Genomic DNA, 25,212 nt, shown 5'->3' with positions numbered 1-25,212 from the left:
AGCCCTAAATAGTCATTCACCGACAAAATTCTTGATTTGTTTTAAGAGCTCTTCGCCAGAAATTATCGCTTTTCCTCCGCCTTGTGCTGCTGTTTCATTGCCTCCACCTTTACCTTCGACGAGAGGTAAGATTTGCTGAACTACCACTTTCATATTAATGCTAGCTTCCTTATCTCGAAGGCAGACGAATTGCAACTGCTCACCGTTCTCTGTAATAAAGAAGACATTTATTTTTTCTACTTGATTTGTCAATAATCTAGCAAGCTTTTGTAGCTCTTGAATCGTCCGATTTTGAAATATTTTTGTAACCATCTTTTCTCCATCCAAGACACTTGCAGCAGCGATTAATTCATTAGCCTCATACTGTAGAAGTTCCTCTCGGAGCCCGTCAATCGTTTTTCCTAAAACTTTGTTCGCTTCAAGTAGCTTATGTGTGGCAGTCGGTAATTCCCCTTCAGGAACACTTAACAATCTGCTTAATTCAGTAGTTGTGGTATGTTTGAAATGCAGATGCTTTAACACTCTATTTCCACAAATAAATTGAACACGGGTTTTATCCTTTTGTTTTTCCCAATCTAATATTTTCAAGACACTAACTTGCCCAGTTGTAGTTGGATGCGTCCCTCCACAACCGTTGTAGTCATAGTCAGGAATTATCACCAAACGAATATTCTCCGTTACCGATAGTTTCTTTCGTAAGTTGTATTGAAGGGCCTCTTCCTTTGTGACCCATTTCGTTTCAATCGGACGATTTTCAAGGATAATTTCGTTTGCTCGTTGCTCTACTTTCTGCAATATGTCTTCTGTTAAAGCATTCGTAGTAATATCAATCGTAGCTGTATCTTGACCGAGATGAAAACTAACTGTCTCAAACCCAAAAAGCTCAACAAAAGCTGCAGTCAAAATATGCTGACCAGTATGCTGTTGCATGTGTTCAAACCTTCTATCCCAATCAATGATTCCTTTAATTTCTTCGATTTGATCAAGCTTCTTTTCTACATAATGACGAATTTCACCGTCCGCTTCTTCTACGTTCGTTACTAGTTCACCATTCAGTGTACCAGTATCATGAGGCTGTCCACCTCCTGTTGGATAAAAAGTTGTCTCCGATAAAACTACAAACCAATTTCCTGCTTCATCTTGCTTTTGATAGAGTCCTCTTGCTGTAAATTCTTTTTGGCATACATCTTGATAATATAATTTTTCCGTCAATGGTCTTGTTCCTTCCCTTTATGTAAATAGAATTAAGAATACGAACATTTTTAAACATATCTATCTCAATTATAAGCAGATTTCTTACATATAACAGCAAAAAAACGATAAAAATGGATCATTTTATCGGAACTCCTTTAACTAAAAATACAGAAATATGTATAAATTTTATTCAGAAGGTGATTCTATAGATGATTTGATAGGAAAGGAGGGCATGGAAGAATGGATGTTACAATGAGTTCTGCTGAGGTACTTGAAGAAATTAAACGCTTAAATTCTAGTGGGGCAAACTTGAGTAAGAAGCATATCAAAAAAATGAACCCACACCTTATGCGAAGCGCGCTTCACTATTTTCCTGACTGGGACAGCGCAATTGAAAGAAGTGTTTCTAGCTAAATTGTTGTAACGTTACATAGTCTATGGCCGTATTTTACCTTAAAGCTTGGCACCGTTGATATGCCGCTAAAAACGAAAAGACAACACGAACAAATCCACGTGTTGTCTTTCTTCGCCCTTCCACTAAACTAAACTGGAACCACCGCAAAAAATTCTTCATAAATCGCTTTGACAGCTTTTCTTTCACTTGCTTGCTTAACCCCAAACATCATGCTTACCTCTGAGGATCCTTGATTAATCATTTCAATATTGACTCCTGCATTTGCCAGTGCTTTTGTAGCTCGAGCAGCCGTGCCAACATTTTGTTTCATTTCTTCACCAACTAGCATAATAAGTGCAAGGTCATGCTCAATTTTCACCTCATCTGCTAGTAATTCTGTTTTGATTCGTTCCAAAATGTCCTGCTCTGTGTATTGATCCATTTGATTTTGCCTCAAGATGACACTAATGTCGTCAATCCCTGATGGTGTATGTTCATAGGAAATTCCATATTCCTCTAAAATCGCCAATAACTTTCGACCAAAGCCCACTTCTCTATTCATTAAGTACTTACTCACATAAATACTACAAAAACCTTTGTCACTAGCAATTCCCACAACAGGCCCATTTGTATTATCTCTTTTATGGACAATTTTTGTACCTGGTGCTGTTGGATTGTTGGTATTCTTTACATTGACAGTAATTCCAGCACGAAACGCTGGAATTAGGGCCTCATCATGAAAAACAGAAAAGCCGGCATAGCTTAACTCCCGCATCTCCCGATAGGTTAACTCTCGTATTTCAACTGGATGATGAACAATCATTGGATTAACCGAATATACCGCATCGACATCAGTAAAGTTTTCATATAAGTCCGCTTTAAGTCCATTTGCTAAAATCGCCCCAGTAATATCCGAACCACTTCTTGAGAAGGTTGCCACTTCTCCATTTTTCGTATAACCAAAAAAGCCAGGAAAAATGATGATACCTGGTATTTTTCTTAAAGTGTACAAACGCTCATAGGATTCAGGCAGTACTTGTGCATTTCCTGATTCGTCACTGACGAGAAGGCCAGCATCTTTTGGACTAAAATATGATGCGTCAATTCCTCTGCTTTGAAAAAACTTTGCTACTAGCTTAGCATTCATATCTTCTCCACTTGCTTTTACTGCATCTAAAAAGCGATTTTTATTTGTAATATCTCTATTTAAAAGCTCTAAAAGATCTTTGTGTAGTTCCTGAATGAATTCGATAGGTAGCTTAAGTTCATCGGCAATATTCCGATATCTTTCGAGCACGGCTTCAATAAGCTCATGGTTATTTTCACCGTTTATTGTCTTTTCAGCACATTCGATTAATAGATCCGTTACTTTGATATCTTGCACGAATCTTTTCCCCGGCGCAGAAACAACAACAAATTTGCGCGCTGGATCGGAAACGACGATATTTAACACCTTTTCAAATTGCGCCGCTGTGGCTAATGAAGAGCCTCCAAACTTGACTACCTTCATGACAGACATCCCTCGTTTATTTTTTATTCACACTTCCTAAAATTTAGTATTTATTATCACTCTAAATAGTAAAAGAATCAAGAGTTTTTTCTCTCTGTTAAGTACATTTGTGCTTTTGGGAAAGACTCGAATTTTTAAAGCACAAATAGATGGATATTTTAAAATTTCCAGGTAATATAATACTTAGTGTTACTAAATATTTTATCGGTTATATTTTGAAAGGAGTCATTATGAGTCAATCTATGGCGAAGGATTCGCCGCAAGGTCAATTTCAATCTGATAAGATTTGGACAAAAGATTTTACATTAATTGTACTATCTAACTTTTTTATCTTTCTCGGATTCCAAATGACTTTGCCGACGCTCCCTCTATTTGTTGAAGAGTTAGGTGGAAACGATCAATTAATTGGTATTGTCGTTGGAATTTTTACATTTTCTGCGCTTCTCGTTAGACCCTTTGCAGGAAAAGCACTTGAAACACGAGGAAGACGGTTTGTATACGCTATCGGTCTCAGCATATTTGTACTCTCCGTTGGTTCCTACGGTCTTATTCATAGTTTAGTTTTCCTTTTTATTATGAGAATGGTGCAAGGGGTTGGTTGGGGCTATTCAACAACAGCTTCTGGAACCATTGCTACTGATTTAATTCCAGTCCATAAACGCGGGGAAGGAATGGGCTACTATGGACTATCAGGGAATATTGCACTTGCCATTGGACCAACACTCGGACTTGCCTTGGCTGGAAAAATATCCTTCACACAGATCTTTCTAATTTGTGCAGTTCTTGGTTTAGTTGCACTTATTTTTTCATCACTGATTCATTATAAGAAGGTTGAACCGGTGAATATCCCGCAAAAAAAGTGGGATCTATTTGAAAAAACAGCGATTCCACCTTCTCTATTACTCTTTTTTATCACGGTGACTTTTGGGGGAATTGCTTCATTCTTACCTATTTATGCTACTCAGAATGATGTAAGCGGAATTGAATGGTATTTCCTTTTTTATGCTCTAGCTTTACTCTTATCCCGAACATTTGCTGGAAAGCTCTACGATAAAAAAGGGCATCAAGCCGTATTTATTCCAGGGACGGCAATGGTAATAATTGCCATGCTTCTTTTGTGGTGGTTGCCAAATAGTCCTATCCTCTTCTTAGCTGGAATTATGTATGGATTAGGCTTTGGTACTGTTCAGCCAGCATTGCAGGCATGGTCGGTGAAGGATGCACCTGTCCATAGAAGAGGAATGGCAAATGCAACCTTTTTCTCTTTCTTTGATTTAGGTGTCGGAATTGGTGCGATCTGTTTTGGGCAAATCGCATTCTTCTTTGGATACAGCAGCATCTACCTTATCTCTGCCGTATCAGTATTCGTTTCTATCCTTCTATATTTGATTATTTTAAGAAAAAGTAGAGGCTAAGAGAAAGCTGTGTCAAAAGGTTGTTAAAAATCAACTTTTTGATCACAGCTTTTTCTTTTTGATTTCTTGGTGATTGCCTTATTGTGTGATTTCCGCAATTATCGTGAGAAGTTCCTGAATAAAAGACAATTCAATAACTTACAAACACTATATGACAAAGGGAAGCCTGTAAATGCTATGCTTCCTAAGACATACTCTTTTCCTTTTTCGTTAACAACGGCCTCTTATTTCTCCATATCACCTCAACCTCTATTCCAAGAAACTCCGATAATACATTTTCTGAAAGGATTTGATAGGTGTTACCTTGAGAGAATACTTCTCCCTTTTTTAATAAAAGAGTCTTCGTAAAGGCTGGTAATATTTCTTCAACATGATGAGTGACATAGATAAGGGTTGGACCATTTGGCTGCAGAGCAATTTTTTCAATAACCTCTAATAAATGTTCTCTTGCGATAAAATCAAGTCCATTCGTCGGTTCATCAAGAATGAGAATTTCAGGATCATTCATTAAAGCACGAGCAATTAAAATCCTTTGACGCTCTCCTTGAGACAACGTTTCGTAGTCTCGATCAGCGTATTCAAGACTACCAAGCTCTTTCAACAAGGATATTGCCTTTTTACGCATTTCATCATTTGGAGTTTCATAAAGTCCAATCGACGTAAAAGCTCCACTTAAGACAATCTCATAGGCACTATCTTCTCTGTAAAATCGTTCCTGTAATGAGGAAGAAACGAGTCCTATTTTTCTACGAATATATTCTCGAATATCGACTTTCCCAAACTGCTTACCTAAAACGTATACTTCTCCATTCGTTGGATAATGGTAGCCATTCAAAAGATTTAACAACGCCGTTTTCCCTGCCCCGTTTAACCCAAAAAGTACCCAATGTTCACCTCGTTCAACTTGCCAATTTATATCATCTAGTATCGTAGAGCCATTTCGCTTTAATGCAACATTTTTTAAAGAGATGACCATATTCATAAATTCCTTTCATATGCAGTTTTAAAAACATCATTAAATTGAATTTTCTGTTAATGTCTATTAAAAAAACAAGAGGAAGTATCTCCTCTTATCTTATACTATCGAAAATCCTATTTTTCCAAGTTGCTCTGCTTTTTCCATTCTTTCAAAGGCTTCTTTAAATTCGCTAAGGTGATAGGTTCGATCAATGATAGGCTTGATTTCATGTTTCTCAATAAATTGAAGCATCTCTAGATATTCTTCCCCACTTCCCATGGTGGAACCAAGCAGATTAAATTGCCCATAGAAGAATCTACGTAAATCAAATTCTACTACATCTCCTGCTGATGCACCGAAGGTAACGATCGTTCCTCCTGGTCGAAGCTGGTCTAATGATTTATTAAAAGTAGCTGCACCTACAGATTCAATAATAAGATCCATCTTTTCTCCCACGAGCTCAGCTGTCCAATCGACATTACTATCAAAAGCTTTATCAGCTCCTAGTTCAAGGGCTTTCATGCACTTCTCCTTAGAACGCGAAGTAACATAAACTGTTGCTCCGGCAGCTTTTGCAAATTGCAATAGAAAAGTTGCGACTCCACTCCCGATTCCCGGAATTAATACTTTCATTCCCGCTTGTAGTTTTCCTCTCGTAAAAAGCGCGCGGTATCCAGTCAGAGCAGCTAGTGATAAGACACTTGCCTCCTCCCAAGATAAAAATTCAGGTTTATGTACAGCATTTTCAGCTGGAATAACAATTTTTTCAGCGAAAGTACCGTGGAAAGGAAGACCTACTATCTCAAAGTCCGCTGGGGGTGCATCACTATTTTCCTTCCAACCAAGACCAGGATTTATGATTACACTATCTCCCACTTGCACATTTGTGACACCTTCTCCAATTGCGTCGACAATTCCTGCTCCATCGGATCCGATAATAAGTGGAGGATCTGTATTTTTATGGCGAGTCAATGTAAATAAGTCACGGTGATTAAGGCCTGCTCCTTTTAAAGCTACTCTGACTTCACCAGCCTTCGGTTGCTCCTCATTAATTTCTCGATAAGCGAGTCCTTCAAATCCATTAATTTCTGCATGAACTAAAGCTTTCATATCAACACTCCATTTTGTGACATATTATCTTATATCTATATGATACTTTTTCTTTTGTCAGAAAAAAAACAAAATGCATTCAAATTCCAAAAAATGCAGATAATATTTCCGTTATTTACAATAATTGAGAATTTAATTCACCTTCCTTCATCAGATTTCCTGGAGTAGTGATTCGATGATCCTTAATATTATTGAAGATTTAATCCCAAATCTTGCAATATTTGTTTCCACAAGTTTTCTTATCTATTTCTTAATGCGAAATCGAATTAGATTCAAAAATTTTAATGCTATTAAACCAAATGCCCCTTTACCAGAAAGAATGATATTTGCTGTGGTCGATGGCATTATTGGTTCAATTATCATGCATTATGGAATAACCGTTGATAATGTGCTAATTGATCTTCGACATTTTCCGATTATGATTAGTGCTTTATTTGGGGGAATTCCATCCGCGCTAATAACAGGTGCGGTTATCGCTTGCAGTCGCTACTTTCTATTTGATGAACCGTCCTTTTCCACAATGTTAGGAGTGATTAATGCTTTTAACATGTCACTTGTTTGTGGAATGATTTCTACATATCTTAAAACGCGTCATAAATGGATCTACATGAACATTTACTGTTTTTTCTCTATAACTGTAGTGGGAGTCATCCTACTAGAAGGAGAAACCTATCGATTGGTTTTTTCATTTTTACTCATTTCATGTATTAGCGCTTTTTGCATATTCCATTTGCATGATTACCTAAGCAAAACTCTTTATTTACTAAGAAAAACCAAAGAAAACGATGATAAATTCCGTGCTATCACGGATAATATTTCGGATGTTGTCTCAATTCTTGATAAGGAAGGAAATACTACCTATGTTTCCCCTTCAATTCGGAACTATGGAATTGAGCCGAAAAAATATACTGCAGAGTTTTATGGAAATTTCATTCATCCAGAGGATAGATCGAGCGTAATGTCTTTGTTTAGAAGTAGTGTAGAGGAGAAAAAAACTTTCAGAATAGAATTTCGTTGGCGTACTCCAAATGGTTCGTGGAGTGATGTAGATATTAGCGGAACCCCAATTATTGAAAATAATACAGTTACCAGTTTGGTACTAGTTTGTCGTGATATTACTGAACGAAAAAAATTAGAACAATCCCTTCTCTATTTATCAAATAATGACGGTCTCACAGGTGTTGCAAATCGGCGTTATTTCGATGAAAGACTAAATATAGAATGGGATCTGTCGATTCACAATCACTCCTTTCTATCACTGATTCTATTTGATATTGATGATTTCAAGCTGTACAACGATACATATGGCCATCAAGCTGGTGATATATGTCTCAAAACGATTGCTTCATACGTCAAAGAAATTGTTAGGTCCCCTCATCTTATTGCTAGGTATGGAGGGGAAGAGTTTGCTGCCATTCTTATCGGTATGAATAATGAAGAATCACATAAAATAGCAGAAAAGATTCGCACTGTGGTCGAATCTTTAAAGATTTCTAATCCTAGTTCAGAAAATAAAGTTATAACAATAAGCCTGGGGTTAGCTACTCAGGGAAATATATCTTTTCGCTCCAAAGAAGAACTGATAGAGAAAGCAGATCTTGCATTATACGAAGCGAAAAAAGGAGGGCGAAATCGTGTCGTATGTTATAATCCAAAATTTTGATTCCATCTCTGAACACATGTCGTCACAATCTGACATCTTACTCTTATCTCTCCCATAAAAAATTCAAAAAATGACATACACAGCGCGGGATATGTCAGGTCCTGCGCTTTCCCGAGAAATATTTTCTGAAAATTCCACCTAAGCATAATCGATTCCAATCAAATCGTGAATAATTTGCTGATTCTTTTCTTCTTTTGATAGGTTTTGTCATATAGCAGGAAAACGGAACCCCTTGCAAAGAATATAGATTTTAAAACCTTTGAAGGGATTGAGAGTATGCAAAATAATAAAGTACTTAAGGCTTATTCAATTAAGGAAGTTTCAAAAAAAGTGAACATCCCGACTGGGACCATCCGACAATGGGAAAAAGACCTGAACGGATTGCTTATCATCCCAAGAACTAAGCAGGGCGCTAGATTTTTTACAGAGCACGAAATCAATCTATTATTGAAAATTAAAGAAATGCGAGAGCAGAATGTTAGTAAAGAAATGATTCGTACCTTACTACAAAAACATTTTTCCGAAGTTTCGGAACCCCCTTCCGAATCGTTCGAAACCTCACTTCCTCCAGCAAAGATAGAAACGAATGAAACTACACCAACATCAGTAGAAGATTTTCAAGTGTTAATCAATGAGTATAAAAAAGAGCTCGTCAATGAAATCAGACAAGAAATTATCTTTAATCAGCAGCAAATTGTAGAAGACTTGAAGAACGAGTTAGCTTCAAACTCACTTCATTCAATCAAAGAAATTTCAAAGTCCATCCAAAGGGCAAATGATAAACGTAAGGCAGAGCTTCAGGATATCTCAGGTGCTATTCTGAATGTTTCGGAACAGACTTCCGAATCGTTCGATATTCTAGCCGACCAGGTTTCGAAGACTTCGCAGGATACTTACGAAAAAATTTCGAAGAAGGTGGCCGAAACAACAAAATCATCCAATAAAGAGAATCATGCTAGCTTGAAGAGAATCTCAAGAAACTTAAATGAATCCAAGAAGGAAATTGAAAGATTAGTATCAGCTCTTGAAGATAATCAGAATAGTTTGTTGGACACTATGCATGAATTGAAGCAGTCTACTGAAGAAATCCAACATCGTGAAGAAGTATTTCAAGGGATGCTTTCAAGCTTTAGAGAAGCTGCTTCAGCAAAATCGAAGAAGAAAAGTTGGTGGAAGATCTGGAGCTAGGTTAGGAAACTCTGAACTCAAAAGCAATTCCTTTCTTTTAATACAAATTTGAACGACTAGAGACTGTGTACCAGATGAAACTTGAAAGACAAGTGCCTATTCCGTGTTTGGTTTAGGCACTTTTTCATTCACTCTTCGAGGCCATTTACAAGCCTGAGCTCCCTCAGAACTTCTTCATTATGCTCCCCGAGCTCTGGAGGTTTACGATATATTTTCGCCGGAGTTCTTGATAGCTTAATAGGATTGGCAATTTGTCGCATCGGCAATGAGTTTAGGTCTTCTACTTCCTCTATCATTTTGCGCTGCAATATTTGTGGATGCTCTACCATTTCAGCAATCGTTAATACAGGTGTTACACAGGCATCAACGTCTTCGAAGAGTGCTACCCATTCCTGTAAAGTTTTCTTCTCAATAACAGACTGAATCTCCATTTTCATTCGCTTCTGTTGTTCAAATGGAGCATTTAGCTGAGTGATAAGTTCATCCTTACCTATGACTTTACAGAAATTCAACCAAAACTTAGGTTCAAGTGCGCCAACTGATAGAAAACGTTTATCTCTCGTTTCATAAATTTCATAACATGCCATTCCACCACTTAAAAGTAGCTCCCCGCTCTCCTGAAGTTCATTGGTAGCCAAATAATTGGGCAAAGTAGTTTGCATCCACGATATCGTTCCATCAAGCATGGAAATATCAATGAATTGGCCATCTCCGGATTTATTGGCTTCAATAATAGCTGTTAAAATCCCGATTGTAGCCATTAAAGCTCCTCCGCCTATATCTCCAATTTGGACAGGAGAGCTGACAGGATATCCCTTGGAATCTTTCTGAAGATCGAGAACACCAGAATAGCTCAAAAAGTTAATATCATGTCCTGGTATATCCCGTAATGGACCCGTTTGTCCATACCCTGTAATCGCACAATAAATGAGTTTAGAATTATAGTTTTTCAAGACTTCGTAACCTAGACCAAGTCGCTCCATCACACCCGGTCGAAATGATTCAATTAAAACATCAGTGGTCTTCACCAAATCTAAAAACATTTCTTTTCCCTCTTCAGACTTTAAGTCCAGCGTTATGCTTCGCTTATTGCGATTTAAAGAGTGAAACATGGCATTGTAATTATTTATTTTGGGTTCTCCCCAGCGTGCATAATCTCCTACCTTCGGATCCTCAATTTTAATTACATCTGCTCCAAAATCTGCTAACATTAAGGAAGTATATGGTCCTGGGAGAAGTCTTGTTAAATCAAGTACACGAATTCCATCAAGTGGCAAAGACAAGTACAACATCTCCTTCTCATACCTATTTTATTAAATTTTAACAATTTTCTATTAATTATACAATTGAGCAATTTTTAAATGGCGGGTAAGAAGATGTTGTTGAAATTTTCATAGACTTTTACATTGGGTTTTTATATGATAGTAAGCAAAATAATTCGAATAAATTGTTAATAGATTGGAGAGAAACAATGTCCTCTTTTAAGGAAAGAAAAATTGCGAAGAAGAAAGAAGAAATTCTTCGCTCTGCTGCAGCTATTTTTGCTGAAAAAGGCTACCATGGTACAACGATGGAGGAAGTAGCAGCAAAGCTTCTAATGACAAAAGGCTCAATGTACTATTATTTTAAAAACAAAGACGCACTCCTCTTTCATTGCCATCAAATGATCATGGATAAGAGCATTGTAACGATGGAGGAGATATTTAATAGTCCTTTGACATGGACGGAAAAATTAACGAATGCCATTAAGGCACATGTTCAGCTTGCCACTTCTGAAAAATCAATGTTCATGGTCATGGATAAGCCGAATCAACATTTTACTGATGAATACTTACAGGAGATTCTTGCTTCGAGAACAAAGTATGCTCAGTATTTCGACCAAATATTACTTGAGGGAATAAGGTCAAAAGAGTTTCAAAACATTGATGTAAAAATGGTAAGAATGATTATTTTAGGAGCTTTAAACTGGATTCAAGAGTGGTACAGCCCAGAGGGTGAAAAATCCGGTGAAGAAATTTCAGAAGCATTTTCTGCCTATTTACTAAAAATCGTCATATGAAACTAAAGCCCCCTATCCAGGGGGCACTCATTTCACTCCCGCTGACCATCAAATTTCAGCTCGAGCTTTGTAAGCAATTTATCAACAGAACCATTAAACCTAAAGAAATAAGGCATATTTTCATTATTAAACACCATCAAGTGTGGATTTTCATACTCGGGAAAAATCACAATAACCTCACTGACTAAATCCTCCATCCACTGATTTTTCACCATAATAGCTGGGTCCAATGGGATTTTTACCATGTACCCTTTTTGTGGAATTGGTTCTAACTCTCTATACAAGTCCGTAACACTTTGAATAATGGTTTCAGTTTCTTTGTGAATAACATCATTCATAGGGACCTTTTTAATAACTTTTCCTTTATTAATATGGAAAATTTCAGCTTTACCTTCGGCATGTACTTGCACTTGTAGACTGAATGCACAAATGAACGAGAGTATGACCAAAAGGAAGATTTTTCTAGTCATCGAATACCACCTCATGACTAGTATATCCAAAAAATACTAAAAAATAAGACTGCTGGTAAGTACCAGACAGTCCGAAATAATGATTTAAGATATTGAGTTCAATTCGGAAGACAAACGAAGAAATTCATCTTTGTCTCGTTCCAGTAAGGATTGGTCGATTTCCTTCCGTAGCTTCTCTTTTCTGTACTCCAGTAGAGACTCATTCAAAATCTGCTCGGCTAACACGGATAACTGTTCTGCAACTGTTGGCTCAGGTAACTTAAGCAAATCCTTATTCATTGGAAATCAACTCCCTATGCTTTTTAAAATTATATCATCAATTATCAAACAATTCAATTATTTTATCCTGGTGTTTTTTGACATATAGATAGACATTTTAATAAAATTCCCGCTTTATTTAAGTCGTTGGAGTACCTTGATAAGACTCCCTCAGCTTGTATTTTAGCACCTTACCAGATGCATTCCTCGGGAGCTGCTCCATTTCATAAATAACTCGTGGAATTTTATAGCCCGCTAGCTCTTGACGGCAAAATTGCAACAAGTTTTCGTGCTCAATCGTCTTATTTTCTTTAGCTACAACTATAGCTGCAACCGTTTCGCCCCATACCTCGTGTGGAATTCCTATAACTGCTGCCTCTAATACATCTGGATGCTTATAGAGAACCTGTTCCACCTCTGTTGAATAGACATTTTCCCCACCGGAGATAATCATATCCTTTTTCCGGTCCACGAGGGTGATATACCCTTCCTCATCAATCGTAGCTAAATCCCCAGTATACAACCATCCGTCTTTGAGTGTTTTTCTCGTTTCCTCAGGCTTCTTATAATATTCCTTCATAATTGTTTCCGCTTTGATGATAAACTCACCAACTTCACCAGGTTTCACATCGACGCCAGCTTCATCAACTATTCTAGCATCAGTAAAATGGTTTGCTCTACCGCTTACACCGAGTTTCACTTTATGCTCTTCTGGTGTGAGGAATATACCACCCGGTCCCCCTTCAGTCAGACCACAAAGATTAAAGAATTGATCAGAATTAAACAACTCCATCGATTTTTGTAAAGTCGCAATAGGCATCGGTGCAGCTCCATATCCTAAACGAGTGACACTCGAAACATCAAACATTCCTTTTGGAACTTGTAGAAAGAAATTATACATGGTTGGTACACCAAAAAAGAGGGATATCTTATGTGTAGCAATCATTTTCAAGGTTTCCACAGGGTGAAAATCCTGCTGAACGACTTGTGTGCTACCAAGAAAGGTGCCTGATGCTAAAAACAAATTCAGTTGGGCTGAGTGGAATAAGGGTGCAACATGAAGGAGGTTGTCCTCTGAACCAATTTTCATAGTAATTGTCATCATGAATGCTACATGGAGGACACGATGATGATCAAGGACTACCCCTTTTGGGAGGCCGGTCGTCCCCGACGTATAAAGAATTTCAGCATCGTCAGATTCCAAAACTTCTAATTCAGGATTTGTCGTCAATGAACTTCTGAAGTCAGCTAAACGTTTTTGTGGTTCTTCTGCTCTTTCTCCAACAATGACTTGGAGCTGAAGCTTTTCATTCCCTTCCCCAGCCTTTGCAACTATTTCTGCATACTCTTCGTCAGCAAAAACGATTCTGGAATCTGAATCATCCAAAATGTACCGAACCTCATGTGCTGTCAAACGAAAGTTGATCGGTACCGCAACGGCCCCTGCTTTCAAGATCCCATAAAATACAAAAATAAAACTATCGCTATTTTTCATCATAATGGCAATCTTATCGCCCTTTTTTACGCCATAGTTTACTAGGGCATGTGCTATTCGATTAACCTCTTCGTTGAACTCTCTATACGTATAAACCTTATCATTAAAAATGATCGCTTTCTTTTTTGATTTACTTCTGGCATTTCTCTCTAAGCTTTGAAAAAGATTCATAACATCCCTCCTCGTTTAATTCTCTTTTCTAGTTAGAAAAATCATTTCTATTCTTATTTGAATACGATTGCGTTTCTAGTTAAGCGCTTACATTTTTTAAAAAAACTATTTCCTATACACTTACAATTTGAGAAAACTCAAAACCTCCTTCTGATTTAATTACAGAAAATTCTTTCTATTATAATTATACAGCCTAGTAACCTATTAAACAATTCATTTTTAGTGTGGAATTTTATTATTATAGCTACCCTTGTCACACATCTTTTAACAAATCCACCTACTTCATACAGATCTCCAAAGTTGTCCCTTTCGATTCAGCTATCACCTTTAATTTATTAAACATTGTTATAAAATTTAGCCCTTTAAACGATTAAGGTATTGCAATTATATTTTTTATGTAGTATTATTTTTTTAAATTTTAGAATTTTTAATATTGTATAAAATCGTCTGAGATAAGGAGCAAGAAAGAACCTTCTTCTACAAGAGAGCCTGTGGTTGGTGCAAACAGGTGAAGAACTCTTTCGACTCGCCTTTGAGACTTTCTTCTGAAACTTAAGTAAGGAGAAACGATTCACAATCGTTATTCTGTGTAGTTAAAGATATACCTTAACTTACGAAGGCTGTAATCCGTGAGGAGCAGCAAATGAGGGTGGTACCACGAGTTTTCTCGTCCCTCAATCGAAGTTAAGGTATTTTTATTTTTGCTGCTACATACTAATTAGGAGGTTTTAGAAGCATGAGTGAAAGAGTGTATTTCTTTGATACGACATTAAGAGATGGTGAACAAACGCCAGGCGTGAATTTAAATCAAGAAGAAAAAGTGGAGATTGCGCTTCGTTTAGAACAGTTAGGAATCGATGTTATCGAAGCAGGCTTCGCCGCTGCTTCACCTGGGGATGCAGCTGCAGTTCGCGCTGTTGCAAAAGCTGTCACAAAACCGATGGTCGTAAGTCTCGCTCGTGCTAACAAGGGAGATATCGATGCTGTCATTGAAGCTTTCAAGGGAATTGACAACACAGGAATACACGTGTTTATTGCAACCTCCCCTATCCATCGTGAAAAAAAATTGAATATGACGAAGGAGCAAGTCATTAACAAAGCAGTAGAATGTGTTTCCTACGCGTCTCAATACTTTACTCATGTTGAGTTTTCTTGTGAGGACGCAACACGATCGGAGCTTGAATTTTTACGAGAAATCTCGGAAAAAGTCATTGAGGCTGGTGCAACTGTGTTGAACTTCCCTGATACTGTTGGTTATACAACGCCAGAAGAATATTCTGAGCTTTTCCAATACATCCTTGAAAACACAAAAGGAGTAGAAAAAGTCATTTTGAGCTGCCATTGCCACGATGATCTAGGTCTAGCTGCAAGCAATAGTATTGCGGCAATTAAAGCTGGAGCGACGCAGGTTGAAGGCTGCGTCAATGGGATAGGGGAACGGGCAGGGAACGTCGCCCTTGAAGAAGTTGCAGCATTACTTGAAACACGAAAAGATTACTATCAAAAAGAAACAGATATTGTCTTGAAGGAAATTGCGAAAACGAGCAAATTAATCAGCCGTTTAACAGGCATTAGTGTTCCACCTAATAAGGCAGTGATCGGCAATAATGCCTTCACACATGCATCTGGCATCCATCAAGACGGCGTTATTAAAGATAAGTCAACCTATGAAATATTGAAGCCGGAAACTGTAGGATTCATGGAAACAAAACTTGTACTCGGAAAGCTTTCCGGTAGAAATGCATTAAAGAAACGTTACGAGGAGCTTGGCTATACAATTAGTCAAGAAGAATTAACCGATCTCTTTTCCAAATATAAGGATTTAGCAGACCGTAAAAAAGAAATTTTTGATGAGGATATTATTGCACTTTTAGAGACGAAATCGGCAGCAGAACATCAATCGACATATACGTTTAAAGATCTTAGCTTACAAGTATTACCGAACAAAAACTACCGCGCTTTCGTTCATATCATTCAAAAAGACGGTTCTATTATTGAAGGAATTGGCGAAGGAAATGGGCCAGTTGATGCGATCTATAAGGGAATTGACCAAGGTTTAAATATTGATATCGAATTAATTGATTATAAAATCAAATCGATATCAAAAGGAAAGGATTCTATCGGTGAGGTTTTTGTAAAAATCAAGAGTGGTGACTCACTCTTCCAAGGTAGAGCGATTCATGTAGATATCATTTTTGCAAGTGCAAGTGCTTATATAGAAGCCATTAACCGACTAATAAGTATCCATCCAAAATATGTAGTTGCAGAAACGAAATAACAGTAGAGCCCAAAACCGAAAATCAGTTTTGGGCTCTATTCGTTAATTCCTTAACTCCCCTGCTAGTTCTAAAAAGATTTCAAGTGAATCTGGATTGCTTAAAGAGCCTTTATTCACCGCTTTTTCAAATGGAACTCCTGTGAGAATTTTCTTAATGGGTACCTCTAGCTTCTTGCCATTAAGGGTACGTGGCACCTCTTTTATAATCATTATCTCATCAGGGACATGCCGTGGTGAACAATGCACACGTACTCGCTCTTTAATAGTTTTTTCGATTCCTTCATTATAAAGAGTGCCTTCCTCTAAAACGATGAATAACAAAAGCCCACTGCCTTGTTCATTGCTTAAATCAATCACAAGACTATCTTTTACACCTTCAACGCCTTCGACTGCACTATAAATTTCACTAGTGCCCATACGGATGCCACCGCGATTAATCGTAGAATCAGAGCGCCCATAAATCTGACAGCTTCCAGTAGACGTGACTTTAATCCAATCTCCATGCCTCCATACACCTGGATACATATCGAAATAACTGCTATAATATCGTTCTCCTGACGTATCGTTCCAGAAAAAGAGCGGCATGGATGGCATCGGTTCTGTTAAGACTAACTCTCCTACCTCATCAACAACAGATTTCCCTGCTTCATCATACGCCTCTACCTTCGCACCAAGCTCTCGACACTGAATTTCTCCTGCACGAACAGGTAAAATCGGTGATCCCCCGACAAACGCAGAACAAATGTCTGTACCTCCACTAACTGAAGCGAGCCATAAATCTCTTTTCACATGATCGTATACCCAGGCAAACCCTTCTGGAGGAAGTGGGGAACCAGTTGAACCAATCGCTCGCAAATGACTCAAATCAAAATTTGCAGGAGCAATTTTACTGTTCATACATGAGAGGATAAAACTCGCACTAGTTCCAAACACGGTCATTTTCGTCTCCTCAGCAAACCTCCACAGCGTATCAAGACTTGGGTAGCCAGGATTTCCATCAAATAAGAGAATGGTCGACCCGTTAAGGAGTCCGCCAACAACGATATTCCACATCATCCAGCCAGTTGTCGTAAACCAAAAGAAACGGTCCCCTTCCTGTAGATTCATATGCAAGCCACATTGCTTTAAGTGCTCTAGTAAAATACCACCGTGCCCTTGTACAATTGCTTTTGGAAGGCCAGTTGTCCCAGAAGAATATAAAACCCATAATGGATGGTCAAACGGTACCTGCTCAAAATAAAAGGAAGCACCAATATGAACGTTGATAAAATCCTCCCATAATACAACATTTTCTAGCTGCTCTATTTCAGGTGACTCATTCAAATAAGGTAGCAAAATTGTTTTTTCTAGAGATGTAATCGCTTTCTGAATTTCACTCACAGTTTCAACTCGGTCGAAGTCCTTCCCACCGTAACGATAACCATCAACTGCGATTAAGATTTTCGGTTCAATTTGCTTGAAACGAGCAATCACAGTCGGACTTCCAAAATCCGGTGAACAGCTCGACCACACGGCTCCAATACTTGCACAAGCTAAAAATGCAATTGTTGCCTCTGGGATATTCGGTATATAAGCGACTACTCGATCCCCTGATTTAATACCATTTGCTTTAAGTCCCGCAGCAAAGGCAGCCACTTTTTCCTCTAATATCTTCCAACTGGTTGTTTGCAAAGGGCGCAACTCGGACCGAGAAATTATTGCAGTATCATTCCCCTTACGATTACGAAATACTTGTTCAACATAGTTCAATCTTGCCCCTTCAAACCATTTTGCCCCAGGCATGGCTCTATCTGACAACACACGTAAATAAGGGGTTGACGATTGAATTTCGAAATACTCCCAAAGCGTTTCCCAGAAAGCTCCAATTTCAGTTACCGACCAAGCCCATAAAGATTCGTAGTCTTCAAATTCAAGATTCCTATTTTCCTTCAGCCACTTCATGTAATCGACGATTTGCGATTGCTCCTTGAAGTTTTCAGACGGCTCCCACAATAAACTTCCCTCTTTCACCAATTGAGACAAACATCTCTCCCCCTTCCCTCAATACTATTTTATTATATAAGATTCTGAATTATTTAACTATTAAAATATCAAAAAGAAAACAAGAACGAATACGCTCTTGTTTTCTTTTTATTAGGTTTTAGTCAGCAAAATATTTTCATAGGTGGCATTCTCTTTCCTACTAAATCTTCGTATAATACGGCTCGTATCGCGGATGGATAAAATATGGCGGTCTAGTCGCTATTAGTGGCAATGAAAAAGGCCGTGGATTGTGATTATATAAGACACTTACCCGCTCATCTGAATGCTCAATTAACAAATACTTTACTTCTGGATTATATTCATAAACAGCCATTTAATCTCCCCCTTAGTCATTACTACACCCTATTCCTCTTCCATACAATTGGAGCCGGTACAGTAGGCACTTTTTCATCGAATTAACATAAAGTATTTAAAAAATGGTTTTGAGGTGGATGCATTTGTCAAATCATAATCCAAAAAAATCGGAGAAACCTAACTATCCGATGTATCCGAATTATGGGAAAATCACACGTTATGAAGAAGTTCCTTTAACAGTACCTGAACAGCGTCAATTTCGTCAGCCTGGGGAAGAGAAATATATGGTTCCGCGGCCAATAATTGAAAATCCCAATTACATTGGAACAGGAAAGTTGGATGGGAAGGTTGCTTTAATCACTGGCGGAGATAGTGGTATGGGAGCAGCAGTCGCAATCGCTTTTGCAAAAGAAGGAGCCGATATCGCGATTTCCTATTTGGACGAAGAAGAGGATGCAAACCGAACAAAAACGAGAATTGAAGAACTTGGGCGACTCTGTCTCTTGTTACCTGGTGACGTTAGAAAAAAAGAACAGTGCATTTTCAATGTTGAGAAAACAGTAGAAGTATTTGGCCAGCTAGATGTTTTGTGTAATCACGTAGGTATTCAATTTCAGCAAAACAGTCTCCTTGATATAAGCGATGAACAATTTGATGACACCTTTAAAGTCAATATTTACTCTCATTTTTACACAACAAGGGCTGCTCTTCGATACTTAAAGGCTGGAAGCTCGATCATAAATACGGCTTCAGAAGTAGCATATTATGGAAATGAACAACTAATCGATTATTCTGCGACAAAGGCAGCAAACGTTGGTTTTACACGTGCATTAGCAAATAATCTCGTTAAGGACGGGATACGTGTTAATGCTGTTGCACCTGGTAGAATGTGGACACCGTTGATTCCTTCTAGCTTCTCAGCCGATCTTGTAAGTCAGGCAGGAAATCCAATGGATCGACAAGGACAGCCCTTCGAAATTGCTCCAGCATTTGTATTTCTTGCATCCGATGATTCTCGGTTTGTTACCGGTCAAACCATACATGTTAATGGTGGAAGGGTCATGTCCTCATAATCAAATTAAATTTGTTGATTATTTCTGAAAATTTTGATACATTTATTTTAGATAAATTTCGACATGTTTCTCGTGTAGGAAGGGGCCTTGAGGATGAGAAAGCAATTCATTCGCATGCAAACACTTATCAGTAACAACAAACAAGAAATTCTCACTGATAAAAAAGAAGTTGCGCGCATTGAACGTTTGATTGAAGATAAACACAACAAACGTCTTCAAACCAATAATCGATAATATACAATGATATAATAAGGCTGTTTTCGTAAAGATTGTTGTTAAAATCTTACTGCCGTTGGCCAGCGGCCGATTTTAACGTAGAAATAGCCATTTGGTGCATCCGAACTAAGTTTGCAAGCTCTTTTCTCATTTGACTTACAACCAATTATCATTGAAAACATAGATAAATTTATTGATTTTTTGCTCCAAAGGCAACAAAGTTCGAGAAAAGAGCCTATAAAAAGAAATGACTTACTTTTGTAAGCCATTTCTTTTTTATTTATCCCGAATTTCTTTAGCAATCAATCTGTAAGACTGGATTTTATCTTCAGGCGAATATGTGATTGTAACAATCATAATTTCATCCACATTATATTGGTCTTTCATTTGTATGAGCCTCTCCTTTACCTCACTAGGAGTGCCGATTATCATGTTCCGTTTCATTATCTCAAGTTGTTCTTTTTCCTTCTCACTTAATGGATAATCCTTCGCTTCCTCAATGGAAGGCACACCCGAAGCTTCACCTCTGCCTTTCGAGATTGACCAAATTAACGAACTGAGCGCTATCTCATGCGCTTTCTCGGTTGTCTCTGCGCAATAGGCTGAAACAGTTAAGAGCACACTTGGAGAATGTTCAGGACTCCTTCGTTGAAAATTTTTTCGATACTCTTGGATGATTTCAGATCCTACATTATCACTCATGAACTGACCAAAGGCATAGGCCATTCCATTTTTTGCAGCAAGCAGAGCACTTTTCTTACTCGTTCCTAAAAGCCAAGGGACTGGTGGAACCTCAGGCACTGGAGCGGCAGTCAATTTGGCAAACTTATGGTCTGAAGGAAAATCCCGATGTAAAAAATGAAGTAACTCTTCTACCAGGCTTGGCATATTCCATACCTGCTGTAGAAACTGGTCGTTCAATGCTTCCGTAGCTTCTGCAGATCCTCCGGGGGCACGGCCGATCCCAACATCAATCCGATCAGGAAACAGGGTTGCCAGCATATTGTATACTTCAGCTATTTTATAAGGCTTGTAGTGTGGTAACAGCACTGCACCAGAACCAATACGAATCTTATTTGTGTTTGCACCAATGTATCCCAAAATTACCTCTGGTGCGGAGCTAGCTAATCCAGGTAAATCATGATGTTCTGCTACCCAAAAGCGTGTATATCCTAACTCCTCTGCAGCTTGTGCAAGTTTCATTGACGCTTGTAACGCCTCTTGAGGAGTTTGATTTTTGGAAATGGGTGCTTGATCTAAAATACTTAATTTCATAGTTGATAGACGCTCCTATTATCTAACTTCTATTAATACCAATAAGAAGTCCCCTACTTGATTCTCTTCATATAAATTTGTTATTGATGTGGAGTACTCCTGTATCTCACCATGAAAATTCAAGTTGTGTTGAGGAACTTCGACTTGAAAGCTCCCTTTATACAACAATGTGGTTACTTCATGATATTCTTCAGTTTTGACATGAAATTGTACTTTGATTTTATGTTTACCATTTTGATTCAGTTCTTCATAGGTATGTGCTTTAATTTTTCTTCCATCTAAAAAAATATCCACTTTCCATCTACCTTTATATGTTTTTGGCTATCATAGCATTTGTTGATTTAATCCACAATTAAAGCGACCTAAAAAGGGCCACCCACTAAATAGGTAGCCCTCAATCTTATTTTTCTAGAGTTGTCCCTGTTGAAGTTGTTTTCTCGCTTGTTCCAGGATACGTATAGTCATTTTCCCAAAAGTCTGCACCCTTGATGCCTAGTTTAACAGGATCAAACACAGGGTCTTTCCCTGCTTTCTTTTGTGCTTCGTAGTCCTTCAATACCTTTATTGCAGGCTTAGCAAGTAGAATGATAGCTATAATATTTAACCATGCCATACTTCCAACCCCGATATCACCTAGGGTCCATGCTAACCCAGCTGTTTTGACACTACCATATAGAGTCATACCGATAAAGACAAATTTCAAGAGATACTCTGTCCAAATACGTCTCTTTTCCCCATTGATATATGCCAAATTTGTTTCTGCCATGTAATAGTAAGCCATGATTGTTGTAAACGTGAAGAATATTAAAGCAATCGCGACAAATGGTGCACCGAAACCAGGCAATACTGATTCAACTGCCGCTTGTGTATAACCAGGCCCTGGTTCCATCTCACCTAGTGTCGTAACAATCGGTTCCTGCCCTTCAGGTGTTACATTGTACATGCCTGTCATTAAAATCATAAATGCTGTAGCGGAGCAAACTAATAGTGTATCAATGTATACAGAAAAAGCTTGCACCAAACCTTGCTTGGCTGGATGAGATACTTCCGCAGCTGCTGCTGCATGAGGCCCTGTCCCCTGACCAGCTTCGTTTGAATAAACACCACGCTTTACTCCCCATGAAATCGCAGCACCAAGGATTCCACCAAAAGCCGAATTCATAGCGAAAGCACTAGAAAATATTAAAGATAATACTTCAGGTAATTGTGAAATATTTAGAATTACGATGATAAGTGCAACAAGAACATAGCCGATCGCCATAAATGGAACAACATATTCTGCAAATTTGGCAATCCTTTTAATCCCACCAAAAATGATAATTGCTAAAACGATACATACAATAATTCCTGAAATCCAAGGGTTAACATTAAATGCATTTTCCACCGATGAAGACAAGCTATTTGATTGAACGCCAGGTAAAAGAGCTCCAGTTGCTAACACCGTTACTAAAGCAAATAATATCGCGTACCACTTAATTCCTAACCCTTTTTCAATATAATAAGCGGGACCACCACGGAATTGGCCATCCTTCTTTACCTTATATACTTGTCCAAGGGTGGCTTCGATAAAGCCAGAACTTGCTCCTAAGAAAGCAATTGCCCACATCCAGAAAACCGCTCCCGGTCCACCAAATGCGATAGCTGTTGCAACACCAGCAATATTCCCTGTTCCAACACGTCCTGCTAAGGCAACAGATAATGCTTGGAAGGAAGATATTCCTGCCTCAGAAGAATTCCTGTCAAAAATTAATTTCCCCATATCCCCCAAATGTCTAACTTGTAGGAATTTTGTGACAATAGAGAATACAATTCCAATACCTAAACACAAATAAACTAGTGCGGGACTCCAAATAATCCCATTGAGCCAACCTACAAAATCTTCCATCTATACCCCCAATTTTCAAAAATAGTCTTTTTTATTATAAATTAGACTTATTAAATTAGAAACTCTTTTTTGAACGAATTTTAAATTTTTTGAAAAATTAAGCGTTTGCACGAAATCGTTTACTTTCTTAATACAACTCTACTTAAACATTACTTTTTGAACCCAATAATTTTAATTTTTTAAGAGTTTACATTTCATATCCCAGGATGGAGTTTATTGGAAGTGTCTAGCAATTTCATCTAATACGACTATCCCTTTTCTGGTAGAAAGATCAAACATGACAAATTTCTTCGTAATTTCCGTAATCTTCTCTTCCTGTTCGTTATAGATCTCTTGTTTAAAAACGAAACTCTTTGTTCCTAATTCTGTTGGAATCGTTACGATTTTAAGTACTTCACCTAATCTCGCTTCCTTTATGTAAGAGACATTAAGATTCACAACAACCGTGCCAAATTTTCGTTCAGCCATCTCTCGCCAATCGCTTCCAGCTTTTTTGTACCAGTCACTCATCGCATGTTCTGAAAAAGAAATATACTTGTTATAGTTGACATGCCCTAGCCGATCGATATCCTCTTCTTTCACTCTTAACTCATAATTCGTGATCATGCTGTTCTCTCCTTTCTCGTAAAAAAATTATATAATAAATTAAATTAATATTCATTATTTTTAGTTAATTAAACATTCATATAAAAAAATGCCTTCTACTCAGTAAAAGGCATTTTTTCATTTTATGATAAAAATTCTCCCGGATTTAGACGTAATTCATGACAAATATCTCGGATCGTATCTTGTTCAGAACGAGCAAATTGTCCGTCAGCGAATCCGATCGCAATTCCGTAACGAACGACTAATCGAGCTAGGTCATATTGGTCACGAACTTTTCCAACCGCACGCAAAGCTTCTCCACGTCCCACAATGGGGTCAAGTTGCAAACCTCTGACAAAATGATCAAACCTAGCAATCACTTGCTGTGTATTAAAGGAACGAAGCTCATCGCTTTGGTGAATGAAATCATACACCTTCTGCTGTTCTCTTTGATCCAAATGCCCATCTGCCATAGCGACTAAGGCACACGAAGCCATAAGTGCATCGAGCACCGAGTTATTATTGTTATATTTTTGGAGTAATTTTCTTGCGTTTTCTTTTTGCTGTTGGAACATCCGATTGAAATCAGTCTGATCCAATGACCATTTGTACTGACACGAGTTACAGCGAAACTCCATTTTATTCGCCCCAAGAAAACCACCAAGTAATCCTACGGGTCCTAAAACGAGTCCGCCAATCGCAGCCTTTCCAATCCCAAACCCTTTTTTACCAGATGTAATATAATCTGAATGACAACGAGGGCATTCCATATCACCACGCGCAGACCCATATGTTCTAGAAGCGCCAGCTCCAAAGGTTTGTTGTGTACTCGATAGATGTCTTACAGGTTCTTCCCGATATGGTTGATTAAAAGAACTCGTTGGTGGCTGATTGTACGTGTTTTGATTTCCGAAGGTTGCAGTATGATTGTATGGTTCATTATTTCGGTTATTACTTTGTGGCATGCCATACGAATGATTTTGATAGGACGGAGCTTGATTGAATCCACTCGAAGCATTCTCTTCTACTTCTACTTCTAAACCAAAATTGCGACAAAGAGCTGCTAGTCCGCCTTGGAAACCACTACCAATCGCATTAAATTTCCATTCATTTTGATAGCGATACAGCTCAGCAGCAACAATCGCTGTTTCTACCGAAAACTGCTGAAGATTAAAGCGAAGCAATTCGGATTGATTTTGTTCATTGACAATGCGCACGTACGCATTTGAAATTTGGCTAAAGCTTTGCCCTTTCACCCCAGCATCATGAATTGTAATCGTAAAAGCAATTCGCTTGATATGCTGTGGAATAGATGGAAGTACAATTCTTATTTGTTCATCATCAGAAGCTCCGGCTCCAGTTCGATTGTCTCCACTGTAAAATACAGACTGATTTCCGCCAACAGGATTATTATAGAAAATAAAATCTTGTTCACTTTTGACTTTTCCAGCATCATCAAGCAAAAAGACAGAAGCATCTAAATCATAGCTTGGTCCACCCACGTGATTGATGTCCCAGCCTAATCCTACTAAAATGGTATGTAAATTCGGAGTGTTTTTCGTTAAATCAACCTTTTGTCCCTTTGTCAATACAACTGCCATCCGATTCCCTCCACACGAATTATTTCTTACTTCTTTTATAACACACTTTCCGTTTTCAATCGATCAAAAAACAGTCT

Annotated in this window: 23 protein-coding genes and 1 other annotated feature; of the genes, 8 read left to right on the top strand and 15 right to left on the bottom strand. The window is 38.1% G+C overall.

Annotated elements, in window-relative coordinates:
• Positions 1 to 12: 12 nt before the first annotated feature.
• Complete coding sequence (locus tag FAR12_RS19950) at positions 13 to 1,212, bottom strand: alanyl-tRNA editing protein (RefSeq protein ID WP_126410531.1); 1,200 nt, start codon at positions 1,210 to 1,212, stop codon at positions 13 to 15.
• 222 nt (positions 1,213 to 1,434) lie between these two features.
• Here FAR12_RS19950 and FAR12_RS23580 point away from each other — a divergent pair, with 222 nt between their 5' ends.
• Positions 1,435 to 1,608, top strand: a complete 174-nt coding sequence (locus FAR12_RS23580) for a hypothetical protein (protein ID WP_170972265.1) — start codon at positions 1,435 to 1,437, stop codon at positions 1,606 to 1,608.
• Between the two features lie 128 nt (positions 1,609 to 1,736).
• Here the strand turns inward: FAR12_RS23580 and FAR12_RS19945 are convergent, their stop codons facing one another.
• Positions 1,737 to 3,098: an aspartate kinase gene (locus tag FAR12_RS19945; RefSeq protein ID WP_126410530.1), complete on the bottom strand. Its 1,362-nt coding sequence runs from the start codon at positions 3,096 to 3,098 to the stop codon at positions 1,737 to 1,739.
• A gap of 230 nt (positions 3,099 to 3,328) precedes the next feature.
• Between FAR12_RS19945 and FAR12_RS19940 the strand changes: the two genes are divergently transcribed.
• The gene (locus FAR12_RS19940) at positions 3,329 to 4,513 is read left to right on the top strand and encodes an MFS transporter (RefSeq protein WP_126410529.1); all 1,185 of its coding nucleotides are present in this window, start codon (positions 3,329 to 3,331) and stop codon (positions 4,511 to 4,513) included.
• A gap of 184 nt (positions 4,514 to 4,697) precedes the next feature.
• On the opposite strand, the gene FAR12_RS19935 is transcribed toward FAR12_RS19940, so the two are convergent.
• Both FAR12_RS19935 and FAR12_RS19930 read right to left on the bottom strand, forming a co-directional pair.
• The gene (locus FAR12_RS19935) at positions 4,698 to 5,489 is read right to left on the bottom strand and encodes an ABC transporter ATP-binding protein (protein WP_126410528.1); all 792 of its coding nucleotides are present in this window, start codon (positions 5,487 to 5,489) and stop codon (positions 4,698 to 4,700) included.
• A 99-nt stretch (positions 5,490 to 5,588) separates the two neighbouring features.
• Positions 5,589 to 6,581: a zinc-binding dehydrogenase gene (locus FAR12_RS19930; RefSeq protein WP_126410527.1), complete on the bottom strand. Its 993-nt coding sequence runs from the start codon at positions 6,579 to 6,581 to the stop codon at positions 5,589 to 5,591.
• A gap of 175 nt (positions 6,582 to 6,756) precedes the next feature.
• On the opposite strand from FAR12_RS19930, the gene FAR12_RS19925 reads away from it, so the two are divergent.
• On the top strand, positions 6,757 to 8,244 hold the full coding sequence (locus tag FAR12_RS19925) for a diguanylate cyclase (RefSeq protein ID WP_126410526.1): 1,488 nt from the start codon (positions 6,757 to 6,759) through the stop codon (positions 8,242 to 8,244).
• A 276-nt stretch (positions 8,245 to 8,520) separates the two neighbouring features.
• Complete coding sequence (locus FAR12_RS19920) at positions 8,521 to 9,432, top strand: MerR family transcriptional regulator (RefSeq protein WP_126410525.1); 912 nt, start codon at positions 8,521 to 8,523, stop codon at positions 9,430 to 9,432.
• A 128-nt stretch (positions 9,433 to 9,560) separates the two neighbouring features.
• Here the strand turns inward: FAR12_RS19920 and FAR12_RS19915 are convergent, their stop codons facing one another.
• Positions 9,561 to 10,715, bottom strand: coding sequence for a CaiB/BaiF CoA transferase family protein (locus FAR12_RS19915; RefSeq protein ID WP_126410524.1), 1,155 nt, complete (start codon positions 10,713 to 10,715; stop codon positions 9,561 to 9,563).
• Positions 10,716 to 10,903: 188 nt separating this feature from the next.
• Between FAR12_RS19915 and FAR12_RS19910 the strand changes: the two genes are divergently transcribed.
• Entirely contained in the window at positions 10,904 to 11,491 is a 588-nt protein-coding gene (locus tag FAR12_RS19910; RefSeq protein ID WP_126410523.1) for a TetR/AcrR family transcriptional regulator, read from the top strand.
• A gap of 32 nt (positions 11,492 to 11,523) precedes the next feature.
• Here the strand turns inward: FAR12_RS19910 and FAR12_RS19905 are convergent, their stop codons facing one another.
• The 3 genes from FAR12_RS19905 to FAR12_RS19895 all read right to left on the bottom strand — a co-directional run bounded on the left by FAR12_RS19905 (position 11,524) and on the right by FAR12_RS19895 (position 13,885).
• On the bottom strand, positions 11,524 to 11,961 hold the full coding sequence (locus tag FAR12_RS19905) for a hypothetical protein (protein ID WP_126410522.1): 438 nt from the start codon (positions 11,959 to 11,961) through the stop codon (positions 11,524 to 11,526).
• 84 nt (positions 11,962 to 12,045) lie between these two features.
• Positions 12,046 to 12,240, bottom strand: coding sequence for an IDEAL domain-containing protein (locus FAR12_RS19900; protein WP_126410521.1), 195 nt, complete (start codon positions 12,238 to 12,240; stop codon positions 12,046 to 12,048).
• 118 nt (positions 12,241 to 12,358) lie between these two features.
• Positions 12,359 to 13,885: a class I adenylate-forming enzyme family protein gene (locus tag FAR12_RS19895; protein WP_126410520.1), complete on the bottom strand. Its 1,527-nt coding sequence runs from the start codon at positions 13,883 to 13,885 to the stop codon at positions 12,359 to 12,361.
• A 440-nt stretch (positions 13,886 to 14,325) separates the two neighbouring features.
• Positions 14,326 to 14,563, top strand: a binding site (T-box leader).
• Positions 14,564 to 14,621: 58 nt separating this feature from the next.
• Here FAR12_RS19895 and FAR12_RS19890 point away from each other — a divergent pair.
• Positions 14,622 to 16,163 (top strand): 2-isopropylmalate synthase, encoded by a 1,542-nt coding sequence (locus FAR12_RS19890; protein WP_126410519.1) that lies wholly within the window; start codon positions 14,622 to 14,624, stop codon positions 16,161 to 16,163.
• 42 nt (positions 16,164 to 16,205) lie between these two features.
• Here FAR12_RS19890 and FAR12_RS19885 read toward each other — a convergent pair whose 3' ends face one another.
• Entirely contained in the window at positions 16,206 to 18,185 is a 1,980-nt protein-coding gene (locus FAR12_RS19885; protein ID WP_126410518.1) for an acetoacetate--CoA ligase, read from the bottom strand.
• 160 nt (positions 18,186 to 18,345) lie between these two features.
• Complete coding sequence (locus tag FAR12_RS23575; RefSeq protein WP_170972263.1) at positions 18,346 to 18,519, bottom strand: hypothetical protein; 174 nt, start codon at positions 18,517 to 18,519, stop codon at positions 18,346 to 18,348.
• A gap of 169 nt (positions 18,520 to 18,688) precedes the next feature.
• On the opposite strand from FAR12_RS23575, the gene FAR12_RS19880 reads away from it, so the two are divergent.
• Both FAR12_RS19880 and FAR12_RS19875 read left to right on the top strand, forming a co-directional pair.
• Positions 18,689 to 19,573, top strand: a complete 885-nt coding sequence (locus FAR12_RS19880) for an SDR family oxidoreductase (protein WP_246010461.1) — start codon at positions 18,689 to 18,691, stop codon at positions 19,571 to 19,573.
• Positions 19,574 to 19,666: 93 nt separating this feature from the next.
• Positions 19,667 to 19,807: an FbpB family small basic protein gene (locus FAR12_RS19875; protein WP_126410516.1), complete on the top strand. Its 141-nt coding sequence runs from the start codon at positions 19,667 to 19,669 to the stop codon at positions 19,805 to 19,807.
• 258 nt (positions 19,808 to 20,065) lie between these two features.
• Here the strand turns inward: FAR12_RS19875 and FAR12_RS19870 are convergent, their stop codons facing one another.
• The 5 genes from FAR12_RS19870 to FAR12_RS19850 all read right to left on the bottom strand — a co-directional run bounded on the left by FAR12_RS19870 (position 20,066) and on the right by FAR12_RS19850 (position 25,135).
• The gene (locus FAR12_RS19870) at positions 20,066 to 21,064 is read right to left on the bottom strand and encodes an LLM class flavin-dependent oxidoreductase (protein ID WP_126410515.1); all 999 of its coding nucleotides are present in this window, start codon (positions 21,062 to 21,064) and stop codon (positions 20,066 to 20,068) included.
• A gap of 18 nt (positions 21,065 to 21,082) precedes the next feature.
• Positions 21,083 to 21,352 carry a DUF3219 family protein gene (locus tag FAR12_RS19865; protein ID WP_425456206.1) on the bottom strand — a complete coding sequence of 90 codons (270 nt, stop codon included), beginning with the start codon at positions 21,350 to 21,352 and terminating at the stop codon, positions 21,083 to 21,085.
• A 112-nt stretch (positions 21,353 to 21,464) separates the two neighbouring features.
• A complete protein-coding gene (locus FAR12_RS19860; protein ID WP_126410513.1) occupies positions 21,465 to 22,949 on the bottom strand; it encodes an alanine/glycine:cation symporter family protein in 1,485 nt (494 codons plus the stop codon).
• Positions 22,950 to 23,162: 213 nt separating this feature from the next.
• A complete protein-coding gene (locus FAR12_RS19855) occupies positions 23,163 to 23,555 on the bottom strand; it encodes an acyl-CoA thioesterase (protein WP_126410512.1) in 393 nt (130 codons plus the stop codon).
• Between the two features lie 122 nt (positions 23,556 to 23,677).
• Positions 23,678 to 25,135: a TerD family protein gene (locus tag FAR12_RS19850; RefSeq protein ID WP_126410511.1), complete on the bottom strand. Its 1,458-nt coding sequence runs from the start codon at positions 25,133 to 25,135 to the stop codon at positions 23,678 to 23,680.
• Positions 25,136 to 25,212 lie beyond the last annotated feature (77 nt).

The organism is Bacillus yapensis (assembly GCF_005280205.1).
GTDB lineage: Bacteria > Bacillota > Bacilli > Bacillales > Cytobacillaceae > Robertmurraya > Robertmurraya yapensis.
This window is presented reverse-complemented; position numbering and strand designations above follow the sequence as displayed.